Below are 15,310 nucleotides of genomic sequence, written 5' to 3' on the forward strand. Positions count from 1 at the left end.
GGGTACCGACGATCTAAAAGGCCTAACCCCGCCACCCGAGGTACTGATGCCAAGCCTTAAGGCACTGACCAAAAGCATGAAGCAGACCCTTGGCGAGTAACCAACCTGTCTAACGCACTGCTGTTTAGTGCGTTTGCCCTCACCTTCCGGCTACAACACGCGCATGTGGTGCGTGTTTAACTTTGATGTTGATAGGGCATCCGGGATTAGCCAAACACTTTGAATGTACGGTTCATGGGCGCTTACTCTTCTAGCGCTCATCACTGCTTAGCTCGCCAAGTCCGTTACAATTCGTTTTTTCGACAGCTGACTCTCCTCTCCTATGCACAAGATCCTTGTTATCGGCTACGTATGGCCAGAACCACGCTCATCGGCTGCGGGCAGTAGGATGATGGAGCTGTTGGAGTTGTTTCGGGCTCAAGGTTGGCAGGTGGCCTTCGCCAGTGCTGCTGCGCTGTCAGAACACCGGGCTGACTTAACTACGCTGGGCATTCCAGAGATTCAGGTTGCGCTCAACTGCGACAGCTTTGATCAACTGGTAGCTGAAATGCAGCCAGATATGGTGCTGTTCGACCGGTTCTTCACTGAGGAGCAGTTCGCCTGGCGCGTTGAGCGCGTCTGCCCTAAAGCCCTGCGCGTGCTCGACACCTGCGACTTACACAGTTTGCGTGAGGCTCGCCAGTTGCTGCTGAAAAGTGCGCAGCAAGCCTGTGCAAGCGAGGCAGAAAAGCAGCATGTAGGCGCAATAACCGCAGACGCCGAGCAGCTCTTTAGCACAATGGCAGAGTTAGATACCGCCAAGCGCGAGGTCGCAGCGATCTTTCGTAGCGACTTAACGCTGATGATCTCAACGTTTGAGACGCAGTTGCTGCAACAGGCCTTTGCGGTGCCTGTCGCGCTCATCCACGACTGCGCATTGATGTTGATACCCAGCGCCAGCGAGCCCGCCCCGTTCGCCGAGCGGGCACACTTCATCAGCATCGGTAATTTCCGCCACGCGCCTAACTGGGACTCAGTGTTGTGGCTAAAACACGCGCTGTGGCCGTTGGTTCGCCAACGTCTGCCGCACGCACAGTTGCATGTATATGGCGCTTATCCTCCGCCAAAAGCCACTACGCTGCATAACCCCAAGCAAGGTTTTCATGTGCTGGGTTGGGCCGATGATGCACATCAAGTCATGAGCCAAGCACGTGTGTGCTTGGCGCCACTGCGCTTTGGTGCGGGAATTAAAGGCAAGCTGGCTGATGCAATGGCGTGCGGTACACCGAGCATCACCACCGCAATTGGCAGCGAAGGGATGCATGGCGATATGCCTTGGGGCGGAGCGGTGGTCGATTGCGCAAGCGCCTTTGCCGATGCGGCTGCGGCGCTGTATGAAGATGAAAACCGCTGGCTGCAGGCTCAAGCGCAAGGCACTGCAATTTTGCAGCAGCGCTTTGATCGTCAGCGCTTGGGCAGCGAATTGATTAGTCGGCTTACTCAGTTAAGCCAGAATCTCGACGCGCACCGGCGGGATAACTTCATCGGTAGCATGCTTCGTCATCACACACTGAAAAGCACGCAATACATGTCACAGTGGATTGCCGCGAAGAACAGAACCGAAAATTGACTTATCCACAGGCGCAAACCTGCTAAAGGCGCGCCGTGCACTGCGTTACAGGTCTTCTTCCTCGACGAGCCTCACCTCACTGGCATCCAGCGCATAGGCGGCATCTGCGAGATCGTTGCTGACGCTCTCAACCTTGATCTCACCGCTAACCCACAACGGCGCGTAGATATCTTCCAGTGCAATACCTTTTGGGTAGCGCACCAGCACCAGTTGGTTCGGAGGCGGAGGCGGTACGTGTATGCAGGCGCCGGGGTATGGCACGAGGAAAAACAGCGTGCTGCGCCCTTTGGCGTCAGTTTCGAGTGGCACCGGATAACCGCCAAGACGAATCTGCTTGCCGTTAAACGCCGCTACGGTTTTAGCCGAGTACATGACTGCGGGAAGCTTTGCATCGCGCTGTTTAAGGCCACCGGATTGGTAGAACGTGCTGTCTTCTTCGGGGCTGTCATGGCTGATGTCCGGCATGTTTTCCAGGGCTTGCTGGTCCTCGGCAGGCATTAGCGCCAGCCAGTCGGTTTCGGGCAACTCAGCAAAGGCCAGGCTGCTGATCAGCAACAGAGGCAGTATTAACAAACGCAACATCAACAATCATCCCGGCGAAAAGCAGGCCTGCAGTTTTATCCAGCCCGCAGGCACATGCAAGCTTGAACCCTTAAGGGCCCTCTCAAAACTGCTGCGGCAGCCTGTGCTGCGCTACAAATAGAAAAGCCGCCGTGTGTCACCACACGGCGGCTTTTTGCAGAACAACAACGGAACCTGTATCAGTTCTTTTTAACCATGGCGTAGATAAACAGTAGAACCACCGCACCCACGACTGCACCGATAAACCCGGCGCCTTGACCTGCTTGGTAAATGCCCAACGCTTGACCGCCATAAGTCGCTGCCAGCGACCCACCGATACCCAGCAGGATGGTCATGATCCAGCCCATGCTGTCATCGCCAGGCTTAAGGAAGCGTGCGATTAGACCCACAATCAGACCGATAAAAATTGTGCCGATAATTCCCATGGCTTGTTCTCCATTTCAAGTTATTGCGCCTTGAGTTCAAGCAGTAGGCATCATCACAGGACGATACTGGCGCTCAAACCACAGTCTAGAACAACTATGGCGCTCAGCAATCTGACGGCCAATCTGAATGGAGGTTCCCCTGACGCTGCTTTGCGCAGCGCCAGGTCAGCTCATCAAGCGTCGATAAGGGCCTGTACGGCGGCAACTTGTTGGTCCAGCGTAGCGCGGTCTTTACTGCGCACAGTAGCGTGGCCAACCTTGCGCCCAACCTTGAATGCCTTGCCGTAATGGTGCAGGTGGCAGTCGGCAATGGCGCTAACTTTATCCACAGGCGGAATTTCACCAATAAAGTTGAGCATGGCGCTCTCGCCCACTTTCGCGGTGGAACCCAGAGGCAAACCAGCAATGGCGCGCAGGTGGTTTTCAAACTGGCTGCATTCAGCGCCTTCAATCGTCCAGTGCCCGGAGTTGTGCACACGCGGGGCGATTTCGTTAGCTTTCAAGCCACCGTCGACCTCAAAGAACTCAAATGCCAACACACCAACGTAGTTGAGTTCATCCAGCACGCGGCTGGCGTAATCTTCCGCCAACGCCTGCAGTGGGTGATTGCTGCTGGCGATCGACAAGCTGAGAATGCCGCTGTTATGGGTGTTGTGCACCAGCGGATAAAACTGCGTTTCGCCGTCGCGGCCACGCACAGCTACCAGCGAGACTTCGCCAGTGAACGGTACGAAACCTTCGAGCAAGCAAGGCACGCTGCCCAGCTCAGCAAAGGCATCGACAACATCTGCGGCGCTGCGCAGAACCTTTTGTCCCTTGCCGTCGTAGCCCAAGGTGCGGGTCTTCATTACGGCTGGCAGGCCAATGCTGGCGACGGCAGCATCAAGATCCGCTTGCGATTGAATATCAGCGAACTCCGGCGTCGGGATGCCAAGGTCCTTGAACATCGACTTCTCGAACCAACGATCGCGGGCAATACGCAGTGCTTGTGCGCCTGGATAAACCGGTACGAACTGCGACAGAAAGGCAACGGTTTCAGCCGGTACGCTTTCAAACTCGAAAGTCACCAGATCGACTTCATCAGCCAACTGGCGTAAATGGTCCTGATCACCGTAATCGGCACGAATATGCTCACCCAGCGCTTGTGCACAGGCATCTGGCGCCGGGTCGAGAAAAGCGAAGTTCATGCCCAGCGGAGTCCCCGCCAGTGCCAACATGCGGCCCAACTGGCCGCCACCGATTACACCGATTTTCATAACACAGCCCTTTTAGATCGACTCAAGCTTGGCGCGGGTCTGGATTGTCCAAAACAGTTTCAGTTTGCTCGGCACGGAATTTTTTCAGCGCCTCATGAAACTGCGGGTGTTGATGGCCAAGGATACTCGCCGCCAGCAATGCCGCGTTAATTGCGCCAGCTTTTCCGATCGCCAAGGTTGCAACCGGAACACCGGCGGGCATCTGGACGATAGAGAGTAACGAATCAACACCTGAAAGCATTGACGATTGCACCGGCACGCCGAGGACAGGAAGGTGCGTTTTAGCCGCGCACATGCCCGGTAAGTGTGCAGCGCCACCGGCGCCAGCAATAATCACCTGGATACCGCGAGACTCAGCCTGCTCGGCGTACTGGAAGAGCAAGTCTGGGGTGCGGTGAGCTGAAACAACTTTCACCTCATAACCGATACCCAGCTTATCCAGCATCTCGGTGGTGTGGCTAAGGGTGCTCCAGTCGGACTTGGAGCCCATGATCACGCCTACCAGTGTGCTCATCGTTGTGCCTCTTGCTTTGGCGCCAGCTGGCGCGTCAAAAACTAACAAGCCACGCGGTTTAACCAGCGTGGCTTGTATGCGATATATAGCCGGGTGCCGCCGGCCGAAGGCCGCGCAGTGTACCGCAAAAAAACGCGTGTAAACACCGGAGAATGGGGCTTTAACCCTGACCGTTGGTCATGCTTTGGTAACAACAAATATACGTCAAAGCTGCAATTACCAACGAGAACGCCGATATTCGGCAAATTGTCGACAAACTCGGCGTGTATTTTGCTTAAAGTGTATTCAAACAATAAGTACGGACACCGCAATGTTGCAGGCTCACTTAACCACACTGCACGTGGTCTCATTGACCCTCAAGTATTTTGCCAACCAGCCCGAGCTCATCGACGCGTTGCTGGCGGACAGCGGTATCGACCCCAAGGCACTGGACAGTACCGATACGCGCATTACCCGACACCAGGAATTGCAAGTCTGCGCCAATGGTTTAGCCCTGCGCAGCGACCTTGGCCTTGAACTGGGCCGGCGCATGCATGTTTCAGCTTATGGCTTGCTTGGTTACGCCGCGCTATCAAGTGCAACCTTAGGTGACGCCCTGCACTTTATGTTCGGTTATCCAGCGTTACTCGGCACCTATTTCGAACTCAATTTGCACGTCGACAACGATCTTGCCTGGATCAGCGCCAGCGACTACAAACAGCTGGAACAGCTTGAGGTATTTAGCGTCGAGATGTGCATGGCCTCACTGAAGTTGATGTGCGATGACCTTCTGGGTGAACCCATTAGCGTGACCCGCGCGACGTTCACTCATCAACAGCCCGAGTATGTCGCGTTTTACTCATCCAGTTTTGGCCAGGACATTGCGTTTAATGCCAGCCAGAATGCCTTCGCATTTCCCGCAAGCCTGCTGCAAAAACGCCTGCCGCTGGCCGACCCCGTCACCCACCAAGAAATGCTGGTGCGCTGCCGCCAGCAAAATACCGAGTTCACAACCCGGCAAACGTGGCTCGCACGCGTACGTCAGCACATCGAAGCGCAGCTTCCTAATCCGCCAGGCCTGGAGCAACTGGCTCAACAGATGCACTGCTCGCCGCGCACCCTGCGTCGTCACCTGCACGCCTTGGGCACGCACTATCAACAACTGCTTGATGAGTTGCGCTTCGCCCGTGCCAAAGAGTTACTCGGTAAAGAGCACTGGCCCATCTACCGGATTGCCGAAGAACTCGGCTTTAGTGAAACGGCCAGTTTCCGTCACGCCTTTCAACGCTGGAGCGGCGTAGCACCCAGCCATTTCAGAGTTTGAGTACACAACCCGCAAGAGGCCATTGCGATGAGAAAGGCTCGCAGCGGTCGTAAAATTTGGCCATATCGATCCCCTTTTGGCCGTTGTCAGCGTTCACCCAAGCGCCCTGCAAGCAAACAATGGAGCCATAACAAATAACCGCGGGGCTCCATATCATGCTCACCATTTACAGCGACGACCATCATCTTCATCACGGCAGTTGCGAGTTGATCGACGGCAAATTGATGCCCTGCTTTGAGATGCCTAAACGTGCAGATCATATTCTTCAGCGGGTGAAGGATCGCAATATTGGTGAGATTCGCGAGCCGCAGGACTTTGGCCGCGACCCCATACAACGCATTCACACTGCCGAATACCTGAACTTCTTCGAGGGCGCCTGGGCGCGCTGGCAAGAACAAGATGGGACCGGGGATTTGCTGCCTTACACCTGGCCAGCCCGTACCTTGAGCCAGCGCTTGCCAACCAGCCTGCACGGGCAACTCGGTTACTACAGCTTTGATGCCGGCGCCCCGATCACCGCAGGCACTTGGCAAGCGGCTTATAGCGCAGCGCAAGTTGCGCTCACCGCGCAACACGAAATTACCAACGGCGCACACAGCGCATTTGCGTTGTGCCGCCCACCGGGGCATCACGCTGCCAGCGATGTAATGGGCGGTTATTGCTACCTCAACAACGCCGCAATCGCTGCCCAGGCCTTTATCGATCAAGGCCACAAGCGCGTGGCAATTCTCGATGTCGATTACCACCACGGCAACGGCACTCAATCTATTTTCTACTCACGCAGCGATGTGCTGTTCACCTCGATTCATGGTGACCCGAAGTTTGAATTCCCCTTCTTCCTCGGCCATGCCGATGAACACGGCGAAGGCACTGGTGAAGGGTTCAATATCAATTATCCATTGCCTGCTGGCAGTGCCTGGGACAGTTGGGGCGCTGCGCTGGATGACGCCTGTAAACGAATAAACGCATTCGACGCCGAGGTAGTTATCGTCTCGCTAGGCGTCGATACCTATAAAGAAGACCCAATCTCGCAATTCAAGCTCGACAGCCCGGATTACCTGAGCATGGGCGAGCGCATTGCCGCAATGGGCTTACCAACGCTGTTCGTCATGGAAGGCGGCTATGCCGTCGAGGCCATTGGCGTTAACGCAGTCAATGTGTTGGAAGGTTTTGAAAATGTCTGCCGACCTAATAATTCGAAGAAGGACGCATAAACATGAAAAAACTCCGCACCTTGATTGGCGCCGCACTCTGCGGCACAGCCATGCTGGCCAGCGCAGCACATGCAGCTGAGCGTGAACTACGGGTTTATAACTGGGCCGACTATATTTTGCCGTCGGTGCCGAAAGACTTCGCCAAAAGCACCGGAATCAAGCTGACTTGGGACGTGTTCGACACCAATGAATCGCTGGAAGCCAAGCTGCTAACCGGCAATTCCGGCTACGATTTGGTGGTGCCGTCCAACACCTTTCTCGACACTCAAATCAAAGCTGGCGTGTTCCAAAAGCTCGACAAGAGCCAATTACCCAACTGGAAAAATCTCGACCCAGAGCTGTTGAAGCTGATGGCGACGAACGATCCGGGCAACGAACACGCTGTACCTTACATGTACGGCACAGTAATTATTGGCTTCAACCCAGCCAAGGTTAAAGAGGTGCTCGGCGCCGATGCGCCCGTCGATAGCTGGGACCTGATATTCAAAGAAGAAAACATTTCCAAGCTCAAGCAGTGTGGCGTGGCGATGCTCGACTCTCCCGGCGATATCATGCCAATCGCCCTTCACTACCTCGGCCTGAACCCCAACAGCACCAAGTCGGCTGACTACGACAAAGCCACCGAGCTGATGCTGAAGATTCGCCCGAATATCGCCTATTTCCACTCAGCCAAATACATGACCGACATTGCCAATGGTGATATTTGCGTAGCAATCGGTTATTCGGGCAGCTTCTACCAGTTCGCTAACCGCGCCAAAGAGGCTGGCAACGGTGTGGTGGTTGATTGGCGCTTGCCGAAAGAAGGCGCGCCACTGTGGTTTGACTCATTTGCCATTCCAACCAGCGCGCAAAACGTTGAAGAAGCACATGAGTTCCTCAACAACTTGCTCGAGCCAAAAGTGATTGCATCGACCAGTAACTTCCTCGGCTACCCAAACCCGAACAAGGCCGCGCTGCCGCTGATGAAAGCTGAAATCCGCGATAATGCGGGGCTGACACCTACCGCTGAGGCACAGAAAACCCTGTATGTGTTGCAACCGCTACCGCAGAAAGCCGAGCGGATGCGCACCCGGGCCTGGACAAAGATCAAGTCAGGAACCTAACGCTCAAACAAGGCCGTCGCACCCTGCTCCGTAGGGTGCGACAACCCGAAGCTTGTCCACCAGAAATCAGCAAGCAGCCAATATCTGCGCCTCATATGGCGGACAGAAAAGCGTTGTCCTCCCTACATAACGACAGGTAAAACATCTGCCCCGTAGGGTGTGACAACGCGAAGCTTGTCCACCAGAAATCAGCAAGCAGCCAATATCTGCGCCTCATATGGCGGACAGAAAAGCGTTGTCCTCCCTACATCATCGACAGGTAAAACATCTGCCCCGTAGGGTGTGACAACGCGAAGCTTGTCCACCAGAAATCAGCAAGCAGCCAATATCTACGCCACATATGGCGGACAGAAAAGCGTTGTCCTCCCTACATAACGACAGGTAAAACATCTGCTCCGTAGGGTGCGACAACGCGAAGCTTGTCCACCAGAAATCAACAAGCAGCCAATATCCGCGCCACATATGGCGGACAGAAAAGCGTTGTCCTCCCTACATCATCGACAGGTAAAACATCTGCCCCGTAGGGTGTGACAACGCGAAGGTTTCCACCAACACCACACCAATCGCATAGTTATCCACAGCCGCAATGGTGGACGGAAAAAGCCTCGTCCAGCCTACTTTGTCTGTCCTACTTCTCCGCTCTCTAACTTGCGCCAGAGCAGGCGCACGGCGGCTTTGCGCACCAGGGCGCAGCGGTATAAACGAATCTCCAGTGGTGATTGCCACGCGTCTCCACCGCACACCGCCAACTCGCCCCGCGCCAGTTCGGCGGTCACGCTTAAACGTGGTACCCACGCCACGCCCATGCCTTGCAGCGCCATGCTTTTGAGGCTGTCTGCCATTGCGGTTTCATACACCGTGGTCGAGCGCAACGCACGTTGGCGCAGCAACAGGTTGACCGAGCGCCCGAGAAACGCACCAGCGCTATACGCCAGCAACGGCACCGATTGACCACTGTCGAGATCAAACAAAGGTTGCCCGTACTCATCCACTGCGCAGACCGGCAACATCTCTGTGCTGCCCATGTACAGCGATGGGAATATCTCCGGGTCCATCTGCAAAGCAGCGTCAGGATCGTAGTAAGCGAGAATCAAATCGCAACTGCCTTCACGCAACGAATGCACCGCTTCACCCACGTTGGTCGCCACCAAACGGGTGTTGAGCGGCAAGCCTTCACGGCGCAGCCGGGCAATCCATTCGGGAAAAAAGCCCAAGGTTAACGAATGCGCCGCCGCAATTTGCAGCACTTCACCCTGCTTACCTTCAAGGTTGTGCAAATGCCGTACGACCTCGCCCAATTGTTCAACCATGCTCCGCGCTGTCACCAGAAACAGCTGCCCCGCCTCGGTCAACTCGATAGGGGTGCAAGAGCGGTTTATCAACGTCAACCCGAGCACCGATTCAAGGCTGCGAATCCGCCGACTGAACGCTGGCTGGGTGACAAAGCGTTTCTCCGCCGCGCGCGAAAAACTACGCGTGCCGGCTAAGGCGACAAAGTCTTCCAGCCATTTGGTTTCCAGATTCATCTCTCCCCCCAACGCCTTATTCACACCCTGAAAGTTATCCACAGGCCAGCTTCGCGTGCCTGCACAGGTGTGGCCATTGCTCAAGCCAGCATCCACACAACGCTGATCAGCGTTGTGGAGTCACACTAACATTATGCCGATTGTGCATAGCATAGCGTTTAACAGCATTGGCTTGAATATCCATGAAGTCCTTACCCTAGAAGGCATGGCGATACCTCTCGCCGAATCCAGAGATCACCTCAATCATGTCCGCTGCTGCATCATTCCGCGTTGAAAAAGACCTGCTCGGTACCCTCGAAGTCCCTGCAGATGCTTATTACGGCATTCAAACCCTGCGCGCCGTAAACAACTTCCGTCTTTCTGGCGTACCGCTGGCCCACTACCCGAAGCTGGTCACTGCTTTGGCGATGGTCAAGCAAGCAGCAGCCGACGCCAACAGCCAGTTGGGCCACCTCAGCGGCGAAAAGCACGCGGCCATTAGCGAAGCCTGCGCCCGGATTATTCGCGGCGATTTCCACGACGAATTCGTGGTCGACATGATTCAGGGCGGTGCCGGTACATCGACCAACATGAACGCCAACGAAGTCATTGCCAACATCGCGCTCGAAGCCATGGGCAAGCAAAAAGGCGAGTATGGCTTCCTGCATCCAAACAACGATGTGAACATGGCCCAGTCTACCAACGACGCCTACCCAACCGCGATTCGCCTGGGCTTGTTACTCGGCCACGACACATTGCTGGCCAGCCTTGATAGCTTGATTCATGCATTCGCTGCCAAAGGCGAAGAGTTCGCCCACGTCTTGAAGATGGGCCGTACTCAGTTGCAAGACGCCGTGCCGATGACCCTCGGCCAAGAATTCCGCGCCTTCGCCAACACCCTCGGTGAAGATCTCGCACGCTTGCGCAGCTTGGCGCCAGAGTTACTGACTGAAATCAATCTCGGCGGCACTGCAATTGGTACCGGCATTAACGCCGACCCGGGCTACCAAATGCTCGCCGTCGAGCGCTTGGCGGCAATCAGCGGACAACCTCTAGTACCCGCAGCTGACTTGATCGAAGCCACCTCGGACATGGGCGCGTTTGTCCTGTTCTCGGGCATGCTCAAGCGCACTGCAGTGAAGCTGTCGAAGATCTGTAACGACCTGCGTTTGCTGTCGAGCGGGCCGCGTACCGGCATCAATGAAATCAACCTGCCACCGCGTCAGCCGGGCAGCTCGATCATGCCGGGCAAGGTCAACCCGGTGATCCCGGAAGCCGTTAACCAAGTGGCGTTTGAAGTGATCGGTAATGACTTGGCGCTGACCCTGGCGGCTGAAGGCGGTCAATTGCAGCTCAACGTTATGGAACCGCTGATCGCTTATAAAATCTTCGATTCGATCCGTCTGTTGCAACGCGCCATGGACATGCTGCGTGAGCATTGCATCGTCGGGATCACCGCCAACGAAGAACATTGCCGTCAACTGATGGAGAACTCCATCGGCCTGATCACCGCACTGAACCCTTACATCGGTTACGAAAATGCCACCCGTATCGCCAAGCTCGCTCTGGAAAGCGGCCGCGGCGTGTTGGAGTTGGTGCGCGAAGAGAAGCTGCTGGATGACGAAACGCTTAACGACATTCTGCGTCCGGAAAACATGATTGCTCCGCGCCTGGTACCGCTCAAAGCTTAGTAATTTTCCGACGAAAAGCGCTTAAAAACGCTCCGTCAGGGGGAAACATAGGGAGAAAACGCAGCGAACGCTCGGTAAACTGCGCGCCCTTTATGTTCCCCCTGCCGACACCGCTCACTGTATTTCCCTGCACATCTCTACCCAATGCCTGCGGCTAAACGCCGAAGGGCCAATGAGTAAGTGCAAGTTAAACATTTGCGCGTGGCCAGCAGGTGAACAGCCAACGAAGTGCTGAATATGACTTCGTCGGCATTAGGGTCTGTATGAAAAGTCACCACGCAGGCACTTTTCGTACAGGCAGCCTAACAATGCAGGTTACGAGCAACCTCCAAGACCGCACAGACGGTCTGCTCAACAACAGTTACTGGAATGGTGAAATGCATGTCTCAGAGTTCTAAAACCGCAACATCGCCGGGCCCTTGGAAGCGTCTGCAACTGTGGCACAAGATACTCATTGGCCTGGTCCTTGGTGTTGCCACAGGCGCAATCTTCAAAGAAGACGCGCTGGTTCTGGCACCCATCGGAACCCTGTTCCTCAATGCAATCAAGATGTTGATCGTACCGCTGGTGTTTGTCTCGCTGGTGGCAGGTATCACGTCCATGCAGGATTCCGCCAAGCTGGGGCGGATCAGCATAAAAACTATCTCCATCTATATGGTCACGACCGCGTTCGCAGTCAGCATTGGCCTGTTATTTGGCGCGGTATTCACCCCAGGTGACGGCCTCAATATGGTTGCCAGCGGCCAAGAGACTGCCAAAGAGGCGCCATCGCTGGTATCCATCCTGGTTGGCCTGGTGCCAAGCAACCCAGTGACCGCTTTTGCTGAAGGCAACGTGTTGCAGATCATCGTGTTCGCCATCGCTATTGGTGTGAGCATGAACTTGATCGGTGAAAAAGCCGCACCGGCGGTCAAGCTGTTCGATAGCTTGGCCGAAATCTTCTACAAGCTGACCGACCTGATCATGAGCCTCGCGCCCTATGGCGTGTTTGCCTTGATCGCCGGTGTGGTGGGTAGCCACGGCGCTGAAGTGCTGCTGCCACTGGCCGAAGTGATCGGGGTTATCTACCTCGCCAGCATCGCCCATGTGTTGTTGGTCTACGGCGGCCTGATCAGCTTGCTCGCACGCTTAAGCCCGATGCGCTTCTTACGCGGCATTGCGCCGGCATTGGCCGTGGCATTCAGTACTTCAAGCAGCTCCGGTACTTTGCCGGTTTCGATTGAATGTGCACGCAAAAACCTCGGTGTATCGCAGGGCGTTGCGGGTTTCGTGCTGCCGGTTGGCGCTACCATCAACATGGATGGCACGGCGATTTACCAAGGCGTATTGGCACTGTTTATTGCCCAGGCGTTCGGTGTTGATCTTGGCGCTGGCCAGTACATGATGATCATCCTTACCGCCACGCTGGCCTCTATCGGCACGGCCGGTATTCCTGGCGCAGGCTTGATTATGCTCGGCCTGGTCCTGACCGCTGCTGGCTTGCCGCTCGAGGGTGTTGCATTGATTGCCGGTATCGACCGCATTCTCGATATGGCGCGCACCACCGTCAACGTCGCGGGCGATCTAATGACAACAACCTTGGTTGGCCGCAGCGAAAACGAACTGGATGTTGAGATTTACAACAGCCCCAACCACGACGGCACCCAGTAACAACTGGCGCAAAGGGGTTTATTCGATTTCGAATAAACCCTGTCGGATGCGGGCGCCAGCCAAGCGCTGGCGCACGTCATCATCAATACGCGGATCATCGGGCGCATAAAGCATCACCTGACGATAGGTGTTAACCCGATTGATATCAGTACCCAGAAATTCCCACACCACCCGCGTACAGGCTGGGGTGCGCTGATCACCACTGGAGACGCCGGTCTTCAAGCCATTCAAACGAGTGATGCGACTCTTGAAGCTGGGGATAAGTATGGTCTGGCTCATCTCATTGCCGGTCAGGCTTTCATAATCGATCAAAAAGACCCGATCCTGAAGATAGAACGCCGCGCCTAAATAACGACACCGCACCCAATCCTCCGCACCACCGCCGCGCGCACGCTCCTGACGTTCCTGGCGCTCAAATACAAAGCTGCCACGCTCTTCACGCAGGTGCACCAGCGACAACAAAATCTGCCCCGGCACCGACATACAGTTGGAATACTCAAAATAGTAACCGCAGTAACGCGAGAGATCGTTTGAATGCTCACTGAGTGATTCAAATAACTCAAGGAGTGGCGCGCCTGCTGACGCACTTGTGATGCTGTTGTCGCGGGCACCAATCAGCCGCGAAAACTGCTCCTGCGGAAGCGCTAGCTCGTAATTTTCGACGCCAAAAAAGTCGCAAATTCGCTTCAGGTTATGCGTGGTCGGCCTGCTCTGGCCCGCCAGATAACGATTGAACTGCGCTCGATTTATCGAGAGTTTGCGACATACCTCGGCAATTGAGCGGTAGTGACTACAAAGTAGCTTAAGGTTAGCGCCAAAAGAATCCGACATGCGGGTATTCCAGCCAAGTAAAGTGACGCGATATTAGCATCAAATAGCATCACATCACTGCAACCCGCGAAATTGTTTGTAACATTCACATCTACAATCATTGAAAAAGGTCCGCAGAGACCAACTTCTTATCAGAACAACAAGAGTGACTGCCCCCATGCTCGACTTACTCAATGACCTCATCTGGAGCAAGCTGCTGATCGTAATGCTGATCGGTCTTGGCTTGTTCTTCACCATCTCCTCGCGTTTCGTTCAATTCCGCTACTTCGGCAACATGTTCAGCATTTTTGCTGAGGCATTTAAGCGCCAGCCGGGCCAACTCAGCTCGTTTCAGGCATTGATGCTATCGGTTGCTGGTCGCGTCGGCGCAGGCAACATCGCCGGTGTATCGGTGGCGATTATCCTGGGTGGTCCTGGTGCAATCTTCTGGATGTGGATCGTAGCGCTGGTTGGTATGGCCACTAGCTATTTCGAGTGCTCGCTGGCCCAGCTGTTCAAGCGCCGCGATCCCGATGGCAGCTACCGTGGCGGCCCTGCTTTTTACATTCAGCATGGCTTGGGCCAGCGCTGGTTAGGCATCGTCGTATCGATCCTGCTGCTGATGACCTTCGGTTTTGGCTTCAACGCAGTGCAGTCCTACACCGTTGCCAGCTCGATGTATGACACATTCGGCGTGCCCACCTATGTCAGCGGTGTGGTACTGATGGCCGTGATCGGTATGATCATCTTCGGCGGCATCAAGCGTATCGCCAAGTTCGCCGACATTCTGGTTCCGGTGATGGCGTTCTCATACATCGCCATGGCTGTGTTCGTCATCGGCAGCAACGCTGATCGCATCCCAGAAGTATTCTCGCTGATCTTCCGCAGTGCTTTTGGCCTTGAGCCAGCGTTTGCGGGCGGTATTGGCGCAGCCATTATCATGGGTGTTAAGCGCGGCCTGTTCTCCAACGAAGCGGGTCTGGGCAGTGCACCGAACGTGGCCGCCGTTGCCGAGGTTCCACACCCGGTCGCGCAGGGCATCGTGCAATCACTCAGCGTATTCATCGATACCATCATTCTGTGCAGCTGCACTGCGCTGATCATCCTGCTCTCGGGTGTATATCAGCCCGGCAGCGAGATGGCCGGTGTACTGCTGACACAAACCGCTGTCGCCAGTGTTGTCGGTGAATGGGGCCGCGTATTTATCAGCGTCGCCTTGCTGTTGTTCGTGTTCACCACGTTGATCTACAACTACTACCTGGGTGAAAACGCCTTGGGTTTCTTCACCAAAAAGCGTACGCCGGTCGTGGTTTACCGGGTCATGGTTGTCGTGTTGGTGTTCTGGGGTTCGGTACAAGACCTCGGCACCGTATTCGCCTTCGCTGACGTAACCATGGGCTTGCTGGCTATCTGCAACCTGGTGGCCCTGGCGCTGCTGTTCAAGATTGGCCTGCGCTTGATGCGTGACTACGACAAGCAGATGAAAGCGGGTGTAAAGTCTCCGGTATTCGACCCCAAGGAATTCAGTGACTTGGATCTTGACCCAGCTGTTTGGGCGCAACTGAAGGCTCAGAACAACACTGAGAAGACTGCTGTGACCAATCCAGTCTAAAGGCTGGGGCGGTACAGGCAGGCACAGGGAGCGGCC

13 protein-coding genes are annotated in these 15,310 nt (G+C 55.3%); 7 read left to right on the top strand and 6 right to left on the bottom strand.

Going from position 1 to position 15,310, the window contains the following annotated elements; genetic code table 11:
• The first annotated feature begins 322 nt into the window (after positions 1 to 322).
• The gene (locus tag B9K09_RS22060; RefSeq protein WP_087518823.1) at positions 323 to 1,609 is read left to right on the top strand and encodes a glycosyltransferase; all 1,287 of its coding nucleotides are present in this window, start codon (positions 323 to 325) and stop codon (positions 1,607 to 1,609) included.
• Positions 1,610 to 1,654: 45 nt separating this feature from the next.
• Here the strand turns inward: B9K09_RS22060 and B9K09_RS22065 are convergent, their stop codons facing one another.
• The 4 genes from B9K09_RS22065 to purE all read right to left on the bottom strand — a co-directional run bounded on the left by B9K09_RS22065 (position 1,655) and on the right by purE (position 4,386).
• Complete coding sequence (locus B9K09_RS22065) at positions 1,655 to 2,191, bottom strand: DUF3299 domain-containing protein (RefSeq protein WP_087518824.1); 537 nt, start codon at positions 2,189 to 2,191, stop codon at positions 1,655 to 1,657.
• A 179-nt stretch (positions 2,192 to 2,370) separates the two neighbouring features.
• On the bottom strand, positions 2,371 to 2,616 hold the full coding sequence (locus B9K09_RS22070) for a GlsB/YeaQ/YmgE family stress response membrane protein (protein WP_087518825.1): 246 nt from the start codon (positions 2,614 to 2,616) through the stop codon (positions 2,371 to 2,373).
• A 173-nt stretch (positions 2,617 to 2,789) separates the two neighbouring features.
• Positions 2,790 to 3,872, bottom strand: a complete 1,083-nt coding sequence (locus tag B9K09_RS22075; protein WP_087518826.1) for a 5-(carboxyamino)imidazole ribonucleotide synthase — start codon at positions 3,870 to 3,872, stop codon at positions 2,790 to 2,792.
• 22 nt (positions 3,873 to 3,894) lie between these two features.
• A complete protein-coding gene (purE, locus tag B9K09_RS22080) occupies positions 3,895 to 4,386 on the bottom strand; it encodes a 5-(carboxyamino)imidazole ribonucleotide mutase (protein ID WP_087518827.1) in 492 nt (163 codons plus the stop codon).
• 310 nt (positions 4,387 to 4,696) lie between these two features.
• Between purE and B9K09_RS22085 the strand changes: the two genes are divergently transcribed.
• The 3 genes from B9K09_RS22085 (at position 4,697) to B9K09_RS22095 (ending at position 8,006) form a co-directional block, all read left to right on the top strand.
• Positions 4,697 to 5,689 carry an AraC family transcriptional regulator gene (locus B9K09_RS22085; protein WP_087518828.1) on the top strand — a complete coding sequence of 331 codons (993 nt, stop codon included), beginning with the start codon at positions 4,697 to 4,699 and terminating at the stop codon, positions 5,687 to 5,689.
• 155 nt (positions 5,690 to 5,844) lie between these two features.
• On the top strand, positions 5,845 to 6,903 hold the full coding sequence (locus B9K09_RS22090) for a histone deacetylase family protein (RefSeq protein ID WP_087518829.1): 1,059 nt from the start codon (positions 5,845 to 5,847) through the stop codon (positions 6,901 to 6,903).
• Between the two features lie 2 nt (positions 6,904 to 6,905).
• A complete protein-coding gene (locus B9K09_RS22095; protein WP_087518830.1) occupies positions 6,906 to 8,006 on the top strand; it encodes a polyamine ABC transporter substrate-binding protein in 1,101 nt (366 codons plus the stop codon).
• A 614-nt stretch (positions 8,007 to 8,620) separates the two neighbouring features.
• Here B9K09_RS22095 and B9K09_RS22100 read toward each other — a convergent pair.
• Positions 8,621 to 9,532 carry a LysR substrate-binding domain-containing protein gene (locus B9K09_RS22100; protein ID WP_087518831.1) on the bottom strand — a complete coding sequence of 304 codons (912 nt, stop codon included), beginning with the start codon at positions 9,530 to 9,532 and terminating at the stop codon, positions 8,621 to 8,623.
• Positions 9,533 to 9,777: 245 nt separating this feature from the next.
• Between B9K09_RS22100 and aspA the strand changes: the two genes are divergently transcribed.
• Positions 9,778 to 11,202, top strand: coding sequence for an aspartate ammonia-lyase (gene aspA / locus B9K09_RS22105; protein ID WP_087518832.1), 1,425 nt, complete (start codon positions 9,778 to 9,780; stop codon positions 11,200 to 11,202).
• Between the two features lie 381 nt (positions 11,203 to 11,583).
• On the top strand, positions 11,584 to 12,852 hold the full coding sequence (locus B9K09_RS22110; protein WP_087518833.1) for a dicarboxylate/amino acid:cation symporter: 1,269 nt from the start codon (positions 11,584 to 11,586) through the stop codon (positions 12,850 to 12,852).
• A gap of 18 nt (positions 12,853 to 12,870) precedes the next feature.
• On the opposite strand, the gene B9K09_RS22115 is transcribed toward B9K09_RS22110, so the two are convergent.
• On the bottom strand, positions 12,871 to 13,683 hold the full coding sequence (locus B9K09_RS22115) for a helix-turn-helix transcriptional regulator (protein ID WP_087518834.1): 813 nt from the start codon (positions 13,681 to 13,683) through the stop codon (positions 12,871 to 12,873).
• A gap of 157 nt (positions 13,684 to 13,840) precedes the next feature.
• Here B9K09_RS22115 and B9K09_RS22120 point away from each other — a divergent pair, with 157 nt between their 5' ends.
• Positions 13,841 to 15,274: a sodium:alanine symporter family protein gene (locus B9K09_RS22120; protein ID WP_087518835.1), complete on the top strand. Its 1,434-nt coding sequence runs from the start codon at positions 13,841 to 13,843 to the stop codon at positions 15,272 to 15,274.
• Positions 15,275 to 15,310 lie beyond the last annotated feature (36 nt).

Source organism: Pseudomonas sp. M30-35, from assembly GCF_002163625.1.
In the GTDB taxonomy this organism is placed as follows: domain Bacteria; phylum Pseudomonadota; class Gammaproteobacteria; order Pseudomonadales; family Pseudomonadaceae; genus Aquipseudomonas.

Coding starts and splice junctions, on each gene's coding strand:
- B9K09_RS22060 (WP_087518823.1), top strand. CDS start 323: ATGCACAAGATCCTTGTTATCGGCTACGTATGGCCAGAACCACGCTCA.
- B9K09_RS22065 (WP_087518824.1), bottom strand. CDS start 2,191: ATGTTGCGTTTGTTAATACTGCCTCTGTTGCTGATCAGCAGCCTGGCC.
- B9K09_RS22070 (WP_087518825.1), bottom strand. CDS start 2,616: ATGGGAATTATCGGCACAATTTTTATCGGTCTGATTGTGGGTCTAATC.
- B9K09_RS22075 (WP_087518826.1), bottom strand. CDS start 3,872: ATGAAAATCGGTGTAATCGGTGGCGGCCAGTTGGGCCGCATGTTGGCA.
- purE (WP_087518827.1), bottom strand. CDS start 4,386: ATGAGCACACTGGTAGGCGTGATCATGGGCTCCAAGTCCGACTGGAGC.
- B9K09_RS22085 (WP_087518828.1), top strand. CDS start 4,697: ATGTTGCAGGCTCACTTAACCACACTGCACGTGGTCTCATTGACCCTC.
- B9K09_RS22090 (WP_087518829.1), top strand. CDS start 5,845: ATGCTCACCATTTACAGCGACGACCATCATCTTCATCACGGCAGTTGC.
- B9K09_RS22095 (WP_087518830.1), top strand. CDS start 6,906: ATGAAAAAACTCCGCACCTTGATTGGCGCCGCACTCTGCGGCACAGCC.
- B9K09_RS22100 (WP_087518831.1), bottom strand. CDS start 9,532: ATGAATCTGGAAACCAAATGGCTGGAAGACTTTGTCGCCTTAGCCGGC.
- aspA (WP_087518832.1), top strand. CDS start 9,778: ATGTCCGCTGCTGCATCATTCCGCGTTGAAAAAGACCTGCTCGGTACC.
- B9K09_RS22110 (WP_087518833.1), top strand. CDS start 11,584: ATGTCTCAGAGTTCTAAAACCGCAACATCGCCGGGCCCTTGGAAGCGT.
- B9K09_RS22115 (WP_087518834.1), bottom strand. CDS start 13,683: ATGTCGGATTCTTTTGGCGCTAACCTTAAGCTACTTTGTAGTCACTAC.
- B9K09_RS22120 (WP_087518835.1), top strand. CDS start 13,841: ATGCTCGACTTACTCAATGACCTCATCTGGAGCAAGCTGCTGATCGTA.